10 protein-coding genes are annotated in these 15027 nt (G+C 76.2%); 9 read left to right on the top strand and 1 reads right to left on the bottom strand.

The window, feature by feature from the left end; all coding sequences use genetic code 11:
• The first annotated feature begins 44 nt into the window (after nucleotides 1-44).
• The 5 genes from CRP39_RS20980 to CRP39_RS20960 all read left to right on the top strand — a co-directional run bounded on the left by CRP39_RS20980 (nucleotide 45) and on the right by CRP39_RS20960 (nucleotide 8681).
• Nucleotides 45-629 carry a TIGR03086 family metal-binding protein gene (locus CRP39_RS20980; RefSeq protein ID WP_097208321.1) on the top strand — a complete coding sequence of 195 codons (585 nt, stop codon included), beginning with the start codon at nucleotides 45-47 and terminating at the stop codon, nucleotides 627-629.
• Between the two features lie 82 nt (nucleotides 630-711).
• Entirely contained in the window at nucleotides 712-1737 is a 1026-nt protein-coding gene (locus tag CRP39_RS27275) for a hypothetical protein (protein WP_143426717.1), read from the top strand.
• Between the two features lie 74 nt (nucleotides 1738-1811).
• Nucleotides 1812-2069 carry an MGMT family protein gene (locus tag CRP39_RS20970; protein WP_097208415.1) on the top strand — a complete coding sequence of 86 codons (258 nt, stop codon included), beginning with the start codon at nucleotides 1812-1814 and terminating at the stop codon, nucleotides 2067-2069.
• Nucleotides 2070-2125: 56 nt separating this feature from the next.
• Nucleotides 2126-5308 (top strand): ATP-dependent helicase, encoded by a 3183-nt coding sequence (locus CRP39_RS20965; protein ID WP_216359845.1) that lies wholly within the window; start codon nucleotides 2126-2128, stop codon nucleotides 5306-5308.
• 73 nt (nucleotides 5309-5381) lie between these two features.
• Nucleotides 5382-8681: an ATP-dependent helicase gene (locus CRP39_RS20960; protein WP_097208318.1), complete on the top strand. Its 3300-nt coding sequence runs from the start codon at nucleotides 5382-5384 to the stop codon at nucleotides 8679-8681.
• Between the two features lie 102 nt (nucleotides 8682-8783).
• Here the strand turns inward: CRP39_RS20960 and CRP39_RS20955 are convergent, their stop codons facing one another.
• Nucleotides 8784-9620 (bottom strand): alpha/beta fold hydrolase, encoded by an 837-nt coding sequence (locus CRP39_RS20955; RefSeq protein ID WP_097208317.1) that lies wholly within the window; start codon nucleotides 9618-9620, stop codon nucleotides 8784-8786.
• Between the two features lie 57 nt (nucleotides 9621-9677).
• Between CRP39_RS20955 and CRP39_RS20950 the strand changes: the two genes are divergently transcribed.
• The 4 genes from CRP39_RS20950 to CRP39_RS20935 all read left to right on the top strand — a co-directional run bounded on the left by CRP39_RS20950 (nucleotide 9678) and on the right by CRP39_RS20935 (nucleotide 14991).
• Nucleotides 9678-11096: a M20/M25/M40 family metallo-hydrolase gene (locus CRP39_RS20950; protein WP_097208316.1), complete on the top strand. Its 1419-nt coding sequence runs from the start codon at nucleotides 9678-9680 to the stop codon at nucleotides 11094-11096.
• A gap of 28 nt (nucleotides 11097-11124) precedes the next feature.
• Nucleotides 11125-12003: a DUF2510 domain-containing protein gene (locus CRP39_RS20945; protein WP_097208315.1), complete on the top strand. Its 879-nt coding sequence runs from the start codon at nucleotides 11125-11127 to the stop codon at nucleotides 12001-12003.
• A gap of 301 nt (nucleotides 12004-12304) precedes the next feature.
• Nucleotides 12305-13615: a M16 family metallopeptidase gene (locus CRP39_RS20940; RefSeq protein WP_097208314.1), complete on the top strand. Its 1311-nt coding sequence runs from the start codon at nucleotides 12305-12307 to the stop codon at nucleotides 13613-13615.
• Nucleotides 13612-14991: a M16 family metallopeptidase gene (locus CRP39_RS20935; RefSeq protein WP_097208313.1), complete on the top strand. Its 1380-nt coding sequence runs from the start codon at nucleotides 13612-13614 to the stop codon at nucleotides 14989-14991. Before CRP39_RS20940 ends, CRP39_RS20935 begins: the two co-directional genes overlap by 4 nt.
• Nucleotides 14992-15027: the final 36 nt, after the last annotated feature.

Genomic DNA, 15027 nt, shown 5'->3' with positions numbered 1-15027 from the left:
TCCCCGTGGGGGCGGTCCGGGCCCTCGTGGCGTCTACTGACGACGTGTCCGAATTCTCTCCCGCCGAACTGCTCGAGCTCTTCCAGCGGGCGCAGGCGTCGTTCACCGACCGGGTCGACGCGGTGAAGCCCGACCAGTGGGAGGACCCGGCGCTGCCGGGGTGGACGGTCGCCGATCTCGTGGCCCACCTGGTGGACGAGGCGCTGTGGGCGCCTCCGCTGCTCGCCGGCGAGCCGTTCGACCTCGTTGACGGACGGTTCCCCGACGCGACGGAGGACCTGCTCGGCGCCGACCCGCTCACCGGCTGGGAGAGCGCGGCCGACGCGGCCCTGGCCGCGTTCGCCGAGGACCACGCGCTCCTGCGCACGGTGCACCTCGCGCGCGGCCCCCTGCTCGCGGCGCACTACATCGAGGAGATGACCGCCGACCTGACGGTCCACTCCTGGGATCTCGCGCGGGCCACCGGCGGGGACACCGAGCTCGACCCGGTGCTGGTCACCGCCGGCCTCGTGGTCGCCGACCGGCTCCCGGAGGACGGCGTGCCGGGGCTGATCGACCCGCCGCTGGACGTCGCGGCCACCGCCGATCCGCAGAGCCGGCTGCTGGCGCGGTACGGCCGGCGCGGCTGAGCGGCGACACCGGGTCGCGCGGATACGTCGTGCGGAACCGCCTCTAGGCTGCGTCGGAGACGATCACCTGGAGGTACCGCACATGAGTCAGCCCCCTTCGGGCCAGGGTCCCTACGGCCCGCCCGGCTCCGAGCCACCCGGTCAGGGTGGGTGGGGCCAGCCGCAGGGTCAGGGCGGCGGCTGGGGGCCGCCCCAGGGTGGCCCGGGTGGCGCTCCCCAGGGCCCGCAACCCGGCCAGCCCGGTCAGCCGGGGCCGTACGGCCAGCCCGGTCAGCCGCCGTACGGCCAGCCGGGGCAGCCGGGCCAGCCGCCGTACGGCCAGCCGGGGCAGCCGCCGTACGGGCAGCCGGGGCAGCCGGGCCCGTACGGGCAGCCCGGCCCCTACGGGCAGCCCGGCCAGCCCCCCTATGGTCAGCCCGGGCAGTTCGGCCAGCCCGGCCCCTACGGGCAGCCGGGCCAGCCGGCGCCGCGCAAGGACAAGCGCGGCCTGGTGATCGGCATCGTGGCGGCGGTGGTCGTGGTCGTGGGCCTCGCCGCCACCCTCTTCCTCACCCTCGGCGGGGACGACGACGAGCCGACGCCGGCCGCCCAGAGCACCAGCGCCTCGTCGAGCTCCTCCTCGCGGCCCTCGACCAGCAGCAGCGCACCGTCGTCGAGCGCGCCGCAGTCCGGGAACGGCAACGACCTGCTCGCGATCCTGCCGCCGGACTTCACCGGCTGCGAGGAGGCACCGCTGGCCGGCGACGGCGACATCGCGGCGGCTGCCTGCCCCTCCATCAGCTCGCTGCCGGGAGCGCAGGCGGAGTTCTACGCCTACGAGGACGTCGCCGCGCTCGACCAGGTCTTCGAACAGGACGTCGCCGGGCTGGGGCTCGCCCCGCTACCCGAGGAGGAGACCTGCCTGACCTCCCAGGGCGTCCAGGACTGGGACGTCGGCGGTGTCGTGGGTGGTCAGGTCGCCTGTGCCATCACCGACACCAACCTCATCATCGCCTGGACCGACAACGAGCACGGTGTCGAGGGCGTCGTGTACGCCCCGGGCAGCACGCAGGAGGAGCTGGCCGCGCTCACCGACTGGTGGCAGAAGAACAGCACCTACCAGGGCTGACCGTGGTGTCGGGGCCGCCCGGAGGACCGTCGTCCCCGGGCGGCCGCGCGTCCGCGCACGACGTCGACGAGGCCGTGTTCGACGCCGTCGAGGCGATCCCGCCCGGTCGGGTGAGCACCTACGGCGCGATCGGCCGGATGGTCGGCGTCGGGCCGCGGCGGGTGGCGCGGGCCCTGTCCCAGGGCGGGGGCGCCGTCCCCTGGTACCGCGTGGTCCGGGCCGACGGCACGGTCGCGGAGCCGGTGCGCGTGCGCCAGCTGGAGCTGCTGGCCGCCGAGGGCGTCCCGATGCGCGACGGCCGGGTGGACCTCGCCGCCGTCGGCTGGCCCTGACGTCCCGTCGGCCGGCCGGACCCGGTCGTGTCGTTGCGGCATGGTGTCATCGAGGGGTGGCACAACGGGGGATGGAGGGCGCGCCGGTCTACCGGCTGGTGCAGGGTGACCCGGTGCCGGTGGCACGGCCCCGGCTGGACCCGACGCAGCAGGCGGTGGTCGACCACCCCGGCGGCCCGCTGCTGGTGCTCGCCGGCCCCGGCACCGGCAAGACGACCACGATCGTCGAGGCGGTCGCCGCTCGGATCGACCGCGGGGTCGACCCCGAGCAGATCCTCGTCCTGACCTTCAGCCGCAAGGCCGCCGCGGAGCTGCGCACCCGCATCACCACCCGGGTGGCCCGCACCATCCGCGAGCCGCTGGCCCGCACCTTCCACTCCTACGCCTACGGCGTCCTGCGCCGGGCCGCGCTGCTGCGCGGGGAGACCCCGCCCCGGCTGCTCACCGCCGCCGAGCAGGATGCCGTCGTCGCCCAGCTGCTGCGCGGCGACGTCGAGGAAGAGGGCGCGGTCCGCTGGCCGGAGTCGCTGTCCCCCGCGCTGGCCACCGCCGGGTTCCGCTCCGAGCTGCGGGAGCTGCTGCTGCGTGCCACCGAACGCGGCGTGGGTCCCGAGCAGCTCGCCGCCTGGGGGCGCGAGCTCGGCCACGAGGAGTGGGTGCACGCCGCCGCGTTCCAGGCCCAGTACGAGGCCGTCACCGCCTTCGCCACCGCCGGTCGTGGTGACGCCTCCGGCTTCGACCCCGCCGAGCTGGTCCGTGAGGCCATCGCGGAGCTCGCCAGCGACCCCGAGCTGCTGCGTCAGGAACGCGAACGTGCCCGCTGGCTGTTCGTCGACGAGTACCAGGACACCGACCCCGCCCAGGTGGAGCTGCTGGAGCTGCTCGCCGGCGGCGGCGGGGACCTCGTGGCCGTCGGCGACCCCGACCAGGCGATCTACGCCTTCCGCGGCGCCGAGCCGCGCGGCATCGTCGAGTTCCCCGAGCGCTTCCGGCACGTCGACGGCCGCCGCGCCGACCGGCTCTCCCTGGGCGTGTGCCGCCGGTCGGGCGCGGAGCTGCTGCGGGTCAGCCGCCGGGTCGCCGACGGCCTGCCGGGGCCCTGGGAGCACCGCCGCCTCGAGCCGGTGGAGGGCGTCGACGAGGGCACCGCGGAGGTACACGTCTTCGGGTCGGCCGCCGTGGAGGCCGCTCACGTCGCCGACGTGCTGCGCCGAGCGCACCTGCTCGACCGGGTGCCGTGGTCACAGATGGCCGTCGTCGTCCGGACGGCGAGCGCGCTCGGGCCGCTGCGCCGCGCGCTGACCTCCGCCGGTGTCCCGGCGGCCATCTCCGCCGACGACCTGCCGCTGGCCGCCCAGCCGGCGGTCGCCCCCTTCCTCTCCGCACTCGACGCCCTGCTCCCGGGCGACGACGGCACCCCGGCCGGCCTCGACGAGCCGGCGGCCGAGGCGCTGCTGTCCTCCCCGCTGGGCGGCGCCACGGTGCTCGACCTGCGCCGGTTGCGGCGGGCGGTCCGCATCGCGCTGGCCCAGCAGGGCATCGACGCCGCCGAACGCGGCACCCCGCTCGCGATGGCCCTGCTCGACGAGCTGCTGCTCGAGATGCTTCCGGAGCACATCGCCCGGCCGGCCCACCGGGTCGCCGGCGTCCTGGCCGCCGGGAGGGTCGCCCTGGCCGCCGACGGCTCCGCGGAGGACGTGCTGTGGGCCATGTGGCAGCGCAGCGGGCTGGCCGGGCGGTGGGCGCGGGCCAGCGCCGCGGGCGGTGCCACCGGCGCCGTCGCCGACCGTGACCTCGACGCCGTCGTCGCCCTCTTCGACGCCGCCGCCGGCTTCGTCGACCGGCTGCCGTCGGCCGACGTCCGGGCGTTCGTCGAACACCTCGCGGCCCAGGAGCTGCCCGGCGACACCGGCGCGGCCCGCGCGGCCACCGACGAGACCGTCCGGCTGCTCACCGCCCACGCCGCCAAGGGCCTGGAGTGGGACGTCGTGTGCGTGGCCGGTGTGCAGGAGGGCGTGTGGCCGGACCTCCGCGAGCGCGGCTCCCTCCTTGGCACCGAGGTCCTGGTCGAGCGCGCGGCCGGCATCGACGGCGCCGCGGTCGACCGGCGCGCCCTCACCCTGGCCGAGGAGCGGCGGCTGTTCTACGTCGCCTGCACCCGCGCCCGGCGGCGGCTGGTGGTCACCGCGGTGCAGGGCGCCGTCGACGGCGCCGACGCCGGTGCGACCGCCTCCCGGTTCCTCGACCTGGTCGCCCCGCCGCCCGACGAGGGGCGGCCGCTCACCGAACTCCCGCGCTCGCTGACCCTTCCCGCGCTCGTCGCCGACCTGCGCCGCGCGGTCGCCGACCCGCACACCCCGGCCGGCCGGCGGTCGGCGGCGGCGGCGGTGCTGCGACGGCTGGCCGAGGAGGGTGTGCCGGGAGCCGCCCCGGCGCACTGGTGGGGCCTGGCCCCGCTGTCCGACGACGCGCCGCTGGTGCCGCCGGAGGCCCCCGTGCGGGTGCGGCCCTCGGCCATCGAGACCTTCCAGCGCTGCCCGTTGCGATGGGTGCTCGGCGCGGTGGGCGCGGAGGCCTCGCCCGACGCCACCCGCACCGTCGGCTCCGCCGTGCACGCCGTCGCGCAGCGCGTCGCCGACGGACTGCCCCCCGCCGAGGCGCCCGACGCACTGGCCGTCGAACTGGACCAGCTCGACCTCGGGCCCGGCTGGTCCGACCAGCGGCAGCGCGCCACGGCCCAGCAGATGTTGGAGCGGTTCCTGCGCTGGCACGCCGCCAACCGCCGGGAGCTCGTCGCCGCGGAGGAGGACTTCGACGTCGTCGTGGGCCGGGCCCGCCTGCGCGGGCAGGTCGACCGGCTGGAGCGCGACGCCGAGGGGCGGCTGGTCGTCGTCGACCTCAAGACCGGCAGGACGGCGGCGAGGAACGTCGAGGAGCACGGACAGCTGGCCGCCTACCAGGTGGCCGTCGCCGCCGGGGCCTTCGCCGCGCACGGCACCGTCCCCGGTGGCGCGGCCCTGCTGCAGGTGGGCACCGGCGCGAAGGCCAAGGAGCAGCACCAGGAGCCGCTGCCCGCCGACGTCCCCCTCGAGCAGACCGCCGCCGGGGAACTGATCTCCGCGGTGGGGGAGGGCATGGGGGCCGGCGCCTTCGAGGTGCGCACCGGCACCCACTGCCAGCGCTGCCCGGCCCGCCGCACCTGCCCGCTGCACGAGCGCGGCCGGCAGGTGACCGCGTGAGCGAGCTCGCGAGCTCACCGATGGGCACAGCACCGCCGGGAGCGCGACCGACGAGTGTCGGCGAGGAGGTCGCGTGACCGAGCAGCTCAGCCTCGACGACCTGTTCGGCGAGGAGCAGGCGGCCGCGCCCGCACCCCGGCGGGTGCTGACCCCGGCCGAGGTGGCCGCCCGCTGCGGGCTGTCCTACGCGCCGTCGGAGGAGCAGGCCCGGGTGGTGGCCGCCCCGGCCGACCGGCCACTGGTCGTCGTCGCCGGAGCGGGCTCGGGCAAGACCGAGACCATGGCGGCCCGCGTCTCCTGGCTGGTGGCCAACCGGGTCGTGGAGCCCGACGCCGTGCTCGGGCTGACCTTCACGCGCAAGGCGGCCAGCGAGCTGAACGAGCGGATCCGGCTGCGGCTGGGCGCCCTGGCCCGCCACCCGGAGACCGAGCCGGAGCTGCGCGAGCGGCTGGACATCGCCCAGCCCACGGTCTCCACCTACCACGGGTACGCGGCCGCGCTGGTCGCCGAGCACGGGCTGCGGATCGGCGTCGAGCCCGGCGCCGGCGTGCTCGGGCCGGCCATGTGCTGGGGGCAGGCCGCCCAGGTGGTGGCCGCCTACACCGGCGACATGGACGACGTCCCGCTGTCGTTGCTCACGACGATCGAGGACGTCCTCGCCCTCGCCGCGGAGATGGGCGAGCACGACGTCATCCCCGCCGCGCTGCGGGCCTGGACCACCCGGCTGGAGACGCAGATCGCCGGTTACCCGGACGCGCCCCGCAAGAAGGGGCCCTACGCGCCGGTCCTGGAGCTGCTGGCCCGCCAGCGGGCCCGCGTGGCGCTGCTGCCCCTGGTCGAGGCGTTCGAGGCGCGCAAGCGGGCGATGGGCTCGATCGACTACGCCGACCAGGTCGCCCACGCCGCCCGCATCGCGGTCACCTCGGCCGAGGTCGGCCGTCGCGAGCGGGCGCGCTGGCGGGTCGTGCTGCTCGACGAGTACCAGGACACCAGCGTCGGGCAGCTGCGCATGCTGGAGGCGCTGTTCGGCCGGGCGACCGGGCACCCGGTGCTGGCCGTCGGCGACCCCCGCCAGTCCATCTACGGCTGGCGGGGTGCCTCAGCGGGCACCATCGAGCGGTTCGCCCGCACCTTCCCCGGCGTCCGCGACCGGCCGGCGCAGCGGCTCACGCTCGCGACCAGCTGGCGCAACGACGAGGCGGTCCTCGCCGTCGCCAATGCGGTCTCGGCGATGCTGCCGCCGCCCGACGTCCCGCTGCCCGACCTCGCGCCGGCACCCACCGCCGGCCGCGGCGCGGTCACCGTCGGCCTGTACGCGACCGTCGCCGACGAGACCGCCGCCCTGGCCGACCGGCTGGCCGCCTGCTGGCACGGCACCGACCCGGTCGGTCCCCGCGGCACCGGCGACCGGCGGCCGACCGTCGCCGTGCTGGTCCGAACCCGCAAGCAGCTGCCCGGCATCGCCGCCGCGCTGCGCGAGCGCGGCCTGCCGGTGGAGGTCGTCGGCCTGGGTGGCCTGCTGGAGGTGCCCGAGGTCTCCGACGTCGTCGCCACCCTGACCGTGCTCGTCGACCCGACCGCCGGTGACGCCCTGGGGCGGCTGCTGGCCGGTGCCCGGTGGCGGATCGGCCCCCGCGACCTCGCCGCCCTGGAGGCCCGTGCCCGCGCTCTCGTGCACTCCCGCCGCCCGGCGCGCGAGGGTGCGGAGGGCGCGGCCGAGGCGCCGCAGGAGCGCGGCAGCATCGTGGAGGCCCTCGACGACCTCGGCGACGCCGACGCCTACTCGGCCGAGGGGTACCGCCGGCTGCGGCGGCTCGGCGCCGAGCTGGCCTCCCTGCGCGGCCGGCTGGGGGAGTCGCTGCCCGACCTGGTCGACGAGGTGGCCCGCACCCTGGGCCTGGAGACCGAGCTGGCCAGCGCCCCGGAGGTCAGCCCGGCCGGTGCCCGCGCGCACCTCGACGCCCTGCACGGTGTCGCCGCCGAGTTCACCGAGCTCGCCGAGCTGCCGTCGCTGCCGGCCTTCCTCGGGTACCTGCGTGACGCCGAGGAGCGGGAGCGTGGCCTGGAACCGGGGGAGGTGGCGGTCAACCCGGAGGCGGTGCAGCTGCTCACCGGTCACTCGGCCAAGGGCCTGGAGTGGGACGTCGTCGCCGTGCCGGGCATGACCGTCGACCAGTTCCCCGCCAAGCCCGGCGCCAGCGACTCCTGGATCAAGGACCCCGGCGCGGTCCCGGTCGACCTGCGCACCGTCGACCGGGACGAGCTGCCCCGGCTGCGGCTGCCCGTACCGGGTTCCGGCGACCAGGCGGTCGTGAAGCAGGCCCTCGAGCAGTACGTCGAGGACTGGAAGGCGTTCGGCACCGGCGAGGAGATCCGGCTGGGCTACGTCGCGGTCACCCGCGCCCGGCACCTGCTGCTGTGCTCGGGCAGCTGGTGGCGCGACGGGGTGAACCCCTGCGGGCCGTCGTCCCTGCTGCACGCCGTGCGCGAGGCATGCGAGGAGGGTGCGGGCACCGTCGTCTCCTGGGCGCCCGCTCCGGAGGACGGCGCGGAGAACCCGGCGCTGGCGGAGTGGCCGATCGGGGTGTGGCCGGCCGATCCGCTCTCGCCCGGACGGCGGCGTGCGCTGACCGCGGCCGCGGAGCTGGTCACCGGGTCCGCGGCGCACCCGCTCGACCCCGACCTGCGGCTGGGCCGGTCCGACCCCGTGGTCGACCAGTGGGTGCGCGACGCCGACCTCCTGCTGCGCGAGCGCGCGGCCTGGTCCCGCCCCACCGTCGACGTCCCGCTGCCGTCCCACCTGTCGGTGTCGGCGCTGGTCACCCTGCGCCGGGACCCGGGTGAGCTCGCCCGCCGGCTGCGCCGGCCGATGCCGGCCGCCCCCGCGCCCCTGGCCCGCCGCGGCACCGCGTTCCACGCCTGGCTGGAGGAGCGCTTCGGCGCCGCCCGGCTGCTCGACCTCGACGAGCTGCCCGGCTCCGGCGACGAGTTCGCCGTCCCCGACAGCGCCCTGGCCGACCTCCAGGCGGCGTTCCTGGCCAGCGAGTGGGCCGACCGGCAGCCGGTCGAGGTCGAGGTGCCGTTCGAGACGCCGCTGGGGCCGCTCACGCTGCGCGGGCGGATCGACGCCGTCTTCGCCGACGGTGCGGGCGGTTTCGAGGTCATCGACTGGAAGACCGGCCCACCGCCCTCCGGCGGGGAGCTCGCCGCGGCCGGCGTGCAGCTGGCGGCCTACCGGCTGGGCTGGTCCCGGCTGACCGGCGTCCCGGTGGAGCGGGTCAGCGCGGGCTTCCACCACGTCGCCGCCGGGGTGACCGTCCGCCCGGTCGACCTGCTCGACGAGCCCGGCCTGCTGGCGCTGGTGACCGGCTGACCGGGGCCGACCGGTCGTCGATCATGGGCACGTGGTCGCGGGACGCGCCGCGGCCGGCGTGTCCACCGGCAACAACCCCATGATCAACGCCGAGGAGCCTGCTCAGCTCGACGCGACCCGGTCCAGGACCGCGGCCGCCAGCGCCTCCGGGGCCTGCTCGGGGATCCAGTGGCTGACCCCGGCCAGCTCGACGAACCGGTAGTCGCCGCGCACGCAGTCGGTGCAGCCGTCGGCGGCGGTCCGGCCGATGGCCACGTCGCCGTCGCTCCACACGTACGTCGTCGGCACGTCCACCGGGTCGACCGGGGTGCTCGAGTTCATGGCCCGGTACCAGTTGAGCGCGGCGGTCAGCGCCCCCGGCGCGGACAGCACCGAGACGTACTCGTCGACCGCCTCGGCGGGGACGGCGTCGCCGAACATGCGGCGCAGCCGCCGGGCGCCGTCGGCCAGCAGCACCTCCTCGGCCTTGCCCTCCTGCCAGAACAGCCGGATGTAACCCGAACGCTCCTGCTGCTCGGGGTCCGACCGCCAGGCCGTGGTGAACGCCGTCGGGTGCGGCACCGACACGGCGGTCAGCGACCGCACCCGGTCGGGGTGCCACGCGGCCAGCGCCCACGCCACGTTCGCGCCCCAGTCGTGCCCGACGACGTCGGCGCGCGGGACGTCGATCGCCGTCATCAGGTCCGCGGTCACCTGCGCGAGGTTCGGCAGCGCGTAGGCGCCGACCTCGGCCGGGCGGGCGCCGGGGGAGTACCCGAGCTGGTCGACGGCGAAGGTGCGCAGCCCCGCCTCGGTCAGCCGCGGGGTGACCGCCGCCCAGGACGCCGACGTCTCCGGGAAGCCGTGCAGCAGGAGCACCGGCCGCCCGTCGTCCGGACCGTCGGCCCGGACGTCGAAGGTGAGATCGCCGACGTCCACCCGCAGCAGCTGTCCAGGCATGCCACCGACGCTAGCCGGGGACGAGCCGCGGCGCGCCCGGCGTTAGCGTTCGGAGCCGTGAGCAGCCCCGAACGCGACTTCGTCACCGCGCACCTCGACGACCTGCACGCCGACCTCGACGCCTGGCTGCGCATCCCCTCGATCTCCGCGGACCCCGCGCACGCCGCCGACGTCGCGGCCAGCGCCGGGTGGCTCGCCGACGCCCTGCGGCGCACCGGCTTCCCGACCGTGGAGATCTGGCCGACCCCCGGCGCCCCGGCCGTCTTCGCGGAGTGGCCCTGCGCCGACCCGGGCGCCCCGGTGGCCCTGGTCTACGGCCACCACGACGTCCAGCCGGTCGACCCGGTCGGGTTGTGGGTACATCCCCCGTTCGAGCCGACCCGGGTCGAGACGCCGGACGGCCCCGAGCTGCACGCCCGCGGCGCCATCGACGACAAGGGCAACGTCGCCTTCCACCTGCTCGGTGTGCGCGCCCACCTGGCCGCGACCGGCCGCGACACCCCCGCGGTCACCGTCAAGCTGCTCGTCGAGGGCGAGGAGGAGTCCGGGTCACCGCACTTCGCCGACCTGCTGCGCGAGCACGCCGACCGGTTGCGCTGCGACGTCGTCGTGGTCAGCGACACCGGGATGGCCGCACCCGACGTCCCCAGCGCCGTCGTGGCGATGCGCGGGCTGGCCGACGCCGAGATCACCCTGCGCGGGCCCGCCGTCGACCTGCACTCGGGCTCCTTCGGCGGTGGTGTCCCCAACCCGCTGCACGCCATGGCCACGCTGCTCGCCGCCCTGCACGACGAGCAGGGCCGGGTCACCCTGCCCGACTTCTACGAGGCGGTGCGGCCGCTCACCGACCGCGAACGCGACCTCATGGCCCGGGTGCCGTTCGACGAGCAGGCCTGGCTGGCGGGGCCGGCGGCTTCGCGAGCGGCCACGGGCGAGGCCGGTTTCACCACCCTCGAGCGGATCGGCGCCCGGCCCACCGCCGAGGTCAACGGCATGTGGGGCGGCTACACCGGCCCCGGCCACAAGACGATCATCCCGGCCGAGGCGCACGCCAAGCTGACCTTCCGGCTGGTCGCCGACCAGCGCCCCGAGGACGTCGGCCCGATGCTGCGCACCTGGGTCGAGGCGCGCCTGCCCGAGGGCATCGAAGCCGAGGTGCACACCCCGCCCGGCGGCGTCTCCCCGTGCGCGAGCGACCTGGACTCCCCGGCGATGGCCGCCCTGCTCGCCGCGATCGGGCGGGCGTTCGACCGCGACCCCGCCGACGTGCTGTTCACCCGCGAGGGCGGCAGTGGGCCGGAGGCCGACCTGGTCGACGTGCTGGGCGCACCGCTGCTGTTCCTCGGCGCGGGGCTGCCCACCGACCGCATCCACTCGCCGAACGAGCGGGTGCTGCTGCCGATGCTGTACCGCGGTGCCGAGGCCGCCGCCCACCTCTGGCGTGAGCTGGCGGCGATGGCGTTCCCTCCCCGATGACGGGGCGGCCGGAACCTAGGGTGGCGCCGTGACGGCAACAGGGCAGGGGAGCGCGCCCCCGGGCTGGTACCCCGATCCCGACGGCGCCCCCGGGATGGCGCGCTGGTGGAACGGCGCGGCATGGTCGGACGTGACCACGCCCGCCGGCCCCGGCGTGCAGGTCCAGGCAGCCCCGGGTCAGGCCCCGGCGCCGGCGCCCTCCGTCGTCCCGCCGCCCACCCCGTCACCGGGACGCGGCGGCGGACGCGCGGCCTGGGCGGTCGGGCTGTCGGTGCTCGGGGTGGTGCTGGTCGTCCTGATCGGGTTCCTGGTGGGTCGCCCGTCGGACCTCTCCGACGACGACGGCGCCACCTCCGGCCCGCCGGTCGCGGCCGGCCCCACCTTCCCGCCCGGCACCGTGCGGATCGTGGACGAGGCCGCCGGCATCGCCTACCCGTTCCTCGGCGGCGGCTGGTACGAGTACGACCTCGGCGTCGTCGTGGAGACCACGTCGGTCGCCGGCCAGTTCTTCACGACCCAGGACCTCACGCCCGACGGCGGCACGTTCATCGCCCAGTGCACCTCCGGGCCGCTGGCACCGGAGTTCGGCTACGCCGGCCCCGGCAGCCTGCAGGGCACCGTCGCCCAGGTCGCCGACAGCGTGCGCGGCAACTACTACCCGGCACCCAACGAGCGGCGCATCCTCCGCGACGAGGCGCGCACCGTCGACGGCGCGGCGGCCCACCTCATCGAGTTCGACCTGAAGTGGGACGTCGAGGGCTACGACGCGACGGGGGAGCGGGCGGCGCTGCTGCTCGTCGACGTCGGACGCCCCGCACCGGCACTGCTCTACGTCTCCATCCCCAACACCCACGCGGAGCTGTACGGCGTCATCGACCGGCTCGTCGGCGCCGTCGAGGTGCTCTGAGACCGCTCCGCCGGGATCTGCACCAGTCCGTGGTGGTGCTCCGGGGTGGGCTCGACCGGCGCGGCGAGACGGTCTGCGCCATGACACGACTCTCGCACCCCGCATCCTCTGGACCGCCTCTGCAGCCGCCGTCGGGCTCGGCGTCCTCGCGGTCTCCGCGACCTGCGACGGCGGCGCGCCTCTTCGTCGAGGGCCCGCGGGCCGACGACTCCGGCGGTCGGCGCGTCGTAGCGGAGCCGGACTCGCGCCCCGGTGGTCCACCGCGCGGCGGCCCGTCGCCCATCCCGGTTAGTGTCGGGACGTGACAGCAGCTGGGGCCGACCTCACCCTCCGGCACCCGGTGGAGCGTTTCCGACTGGAGAACGGGCTGCGGGTCGTGCTCGCACCCGACCGCAGCGTGCCGGTGGTCGCCGTGACCGTCTTCTACGACGTCGGGATGCGCAACGAGCCCCAGGGCCGCACCGGATTCGCCCACCTCTTCGAGCACCTGATGTTCCAGGGTTCGGCCAACGTGCCGAAGATGGAACACGCCCGCCTGGTCCAGGCCGCCGGGGGTTCCTTCAACGGCTCGACCCACCAGGACTACACCAACTACTACGAGGCGCTGCCCGCCGAGGCGCTGGAGCGCGCGCTGTTCCTCGAGGCCGACCGCATGGCGGCGCCGGCCATCACCGAGGAGAACCTCCGCAACCAGATCGACGTGGTGAAGGAGGAGATCCGGGTCAACGTGCTCAACCGGCCCTACGGCGCCTTCCCCTGGCTGCAACTGCCGCAGATCGCGTTCGAGAGCTTCGCCAACACCCACGACGGCTACGGCTCCTTCGTCGACCTCGAGTCCTCCACCGTCGAGGACGCGACGGACTTCTTCCACCGCTACTACGCCCCGGGCAATGCCGTCCTGTGCCTGGGCGGTGACCTCGACGTCGAGGAGACCGAGCGCCTGGTCCGCCGGTGGTTCGGTCCCATCGAGGCCCGCGAGGTGCCGTCGACGCCGAACACCGGGGAGCCGTCGCCGACCACCGTGCGCTCCGGCGTCGTCGAGGACCGCCTGGCCCCCGCTCCCGCCGTCGCGATCGGCTGGCGGGTCCCCGACCCGGTCGGCGACCTCGACACCTACCTCGGCACGGTGCTGCTGGCCGAGCTGCTCAGTGAGAGCGACGCCTCGCGGCTCGAGCGCCGGCTGGTGCACGACGACCAGCTGGCCGTGGCGCAGAGCAGCTACGTCGGCATGTTCGGCGACCCGTTCGACGTCCGCGACGCCACCCTGCTCACCACGCAGGTCCACCACCCGGCGTCGGTCACCGTCGAGAAGGTGCTCACCGCGGTGCACGAGGAGATCGGTCGGATCGCCACCGACGGCGTCGGTGCCGACGAGCTCGCCCGGGTGCAGGCCCGCGCGGAGGCCCAGCTGCTGCGCCAGGCCGACTCGGTGCTCGGTCGCACGCTGGCCTTCGCCTCCGCCGAGCTCATCCACGGCCGCGCCGAGCTGGCCGGGGAGCTTGCCGCCCGGCTGTCGGCGGTCACCCCCGAGCAGGTGCGGTCCGCCGCCCTCGGGTTGGACCCCGGCACCGCCGCGGTCCTCGAGCTGCGCGCGACAGGAGGACGACGGTGACCAGCGCCCCTGACCTCGGCCTCGTGCCCCCGCTGGGCGAGCCCCGGCCCCAGCCGGAGCTGGCCGTCACCGAGACGACCCTGCCCAGCGGGCTGCGGCTGGTCGTCGTGCCACGCCCGGGTGTCCCGCTGGTCGAGCTGCGGCTGCGGGTGCCGTTCGCCGCCGCGACGGCCCGGACCGCAGCCGTGCACGGCGCCCGGACGGCGGTCCTCTCCGGCGCCGTCCTGCTCGGCACCACCGACCACGACGCGACCGGCATCGCCCAGCTGATGCAGGCCCACGGCGGCGAGCTGTCGGTCTCCACCGACCCCGATCGGCTGCTGTTCTCCACCACCCTGCTGGCGGAGGGCCTGGCCCCCGTCCTGGACGTGCTGGCCGAGGTGCTCACCAGCGCGACCTACCCCGGCGAGCTGGTGGAGGCCGAGCGCGCCCGCGTCGCCGAGCGCATCTCCATCGCACGCTCGCAGCCCGGGGTCATCGCACGCACCGCGCTGGCCGCCCGCCGCTACGGCACCCACCCCTACGCCGAGCAGCTGCCGACCCCCGAACTGGTCGAGGCCGTGCGCGGCCCCGCCCTGCGCAAGCTGCACCGCGAGCGGGTGCTGCCCGCCGGCAGCACGCTGGTCCTCGTCGGTGACCTGGACCCCGCCGCGGCCGTCGACGCCGCCGGGGAGGCGCTGGCCGGCTGGAACGGCGAGGGGACGGCGGTCACCGCCCCGCCCGCCCCGCAGCTGGCGCCCGGTCACCTCGAGGTGGTCGACCGGCCCGGCGCGGTGCAGTCCAACATCCGGCTGGGCGGTCCCGCGCCCAGCCGCACCGACCCCGACCTGCCCGCCGTCCGGCTGGCCAACATGGTCTACGGCGGGTACTTCTCGTCCCGGCTGGTCGAGAACATCCGCGAGCGGCGGGGGTACAGCTACAGCCCGCGCAGCGCGGTCGACCACCTGGCCGGCGCCTCCTCGTTCCTCGTGGAGGCCGACGTCGCCACCGAGGTGACCGGCCCGGCCATGCTGGAGATCGGGTACGAGCTCGGCCGGATGGCGCTGACCCCCGTCGGTGCCGACGAGCTCGACGACGCCCGGCGCTACGTGCTGGGCACCATGGCGCTGTCCACGGCCACGCATGCCGGGCTGGCCAGCACGGTCTCGGCGCTCGTCGGCGCCGGCCTGCCCCCCAACTGGCTGACCGAGCACGGGCGTGCGCTGGCGGAGGTCACCGTCGACGACGTGCAGGCCGCCGCCCACCGGTACCTCCAGCCGGCGGGGCTGACCGCGGTCGTGGTGGGCGACGCCGAGCGGGTGGCCACCCCGCTGCGGACCCTCGGCCCGGTGGACGTCAGTGCCAGCGCCGCGGCGGTCCCGGAGCCCGGGGCGTGACGGAGCCGACCCGGACGACGGCCGCATCGCGCCGCC

The sequence above is a fragment of the Geodermatophilus sabuli genome (genome assembly GCF_900215145.1).
In the GTDB taxonomy this organism is placed as follows: Bacteria; Actinomycetota; Actinomycetes; order Mycobacteriales; family Geodermatophilaceae; genus Geodermatophilus; species Geodermatophilus sabuli.
Note: the sequence above shows the minus strand (reverse complement) of the source record. Positions and strands in the feature narration are given on the sequence as shown.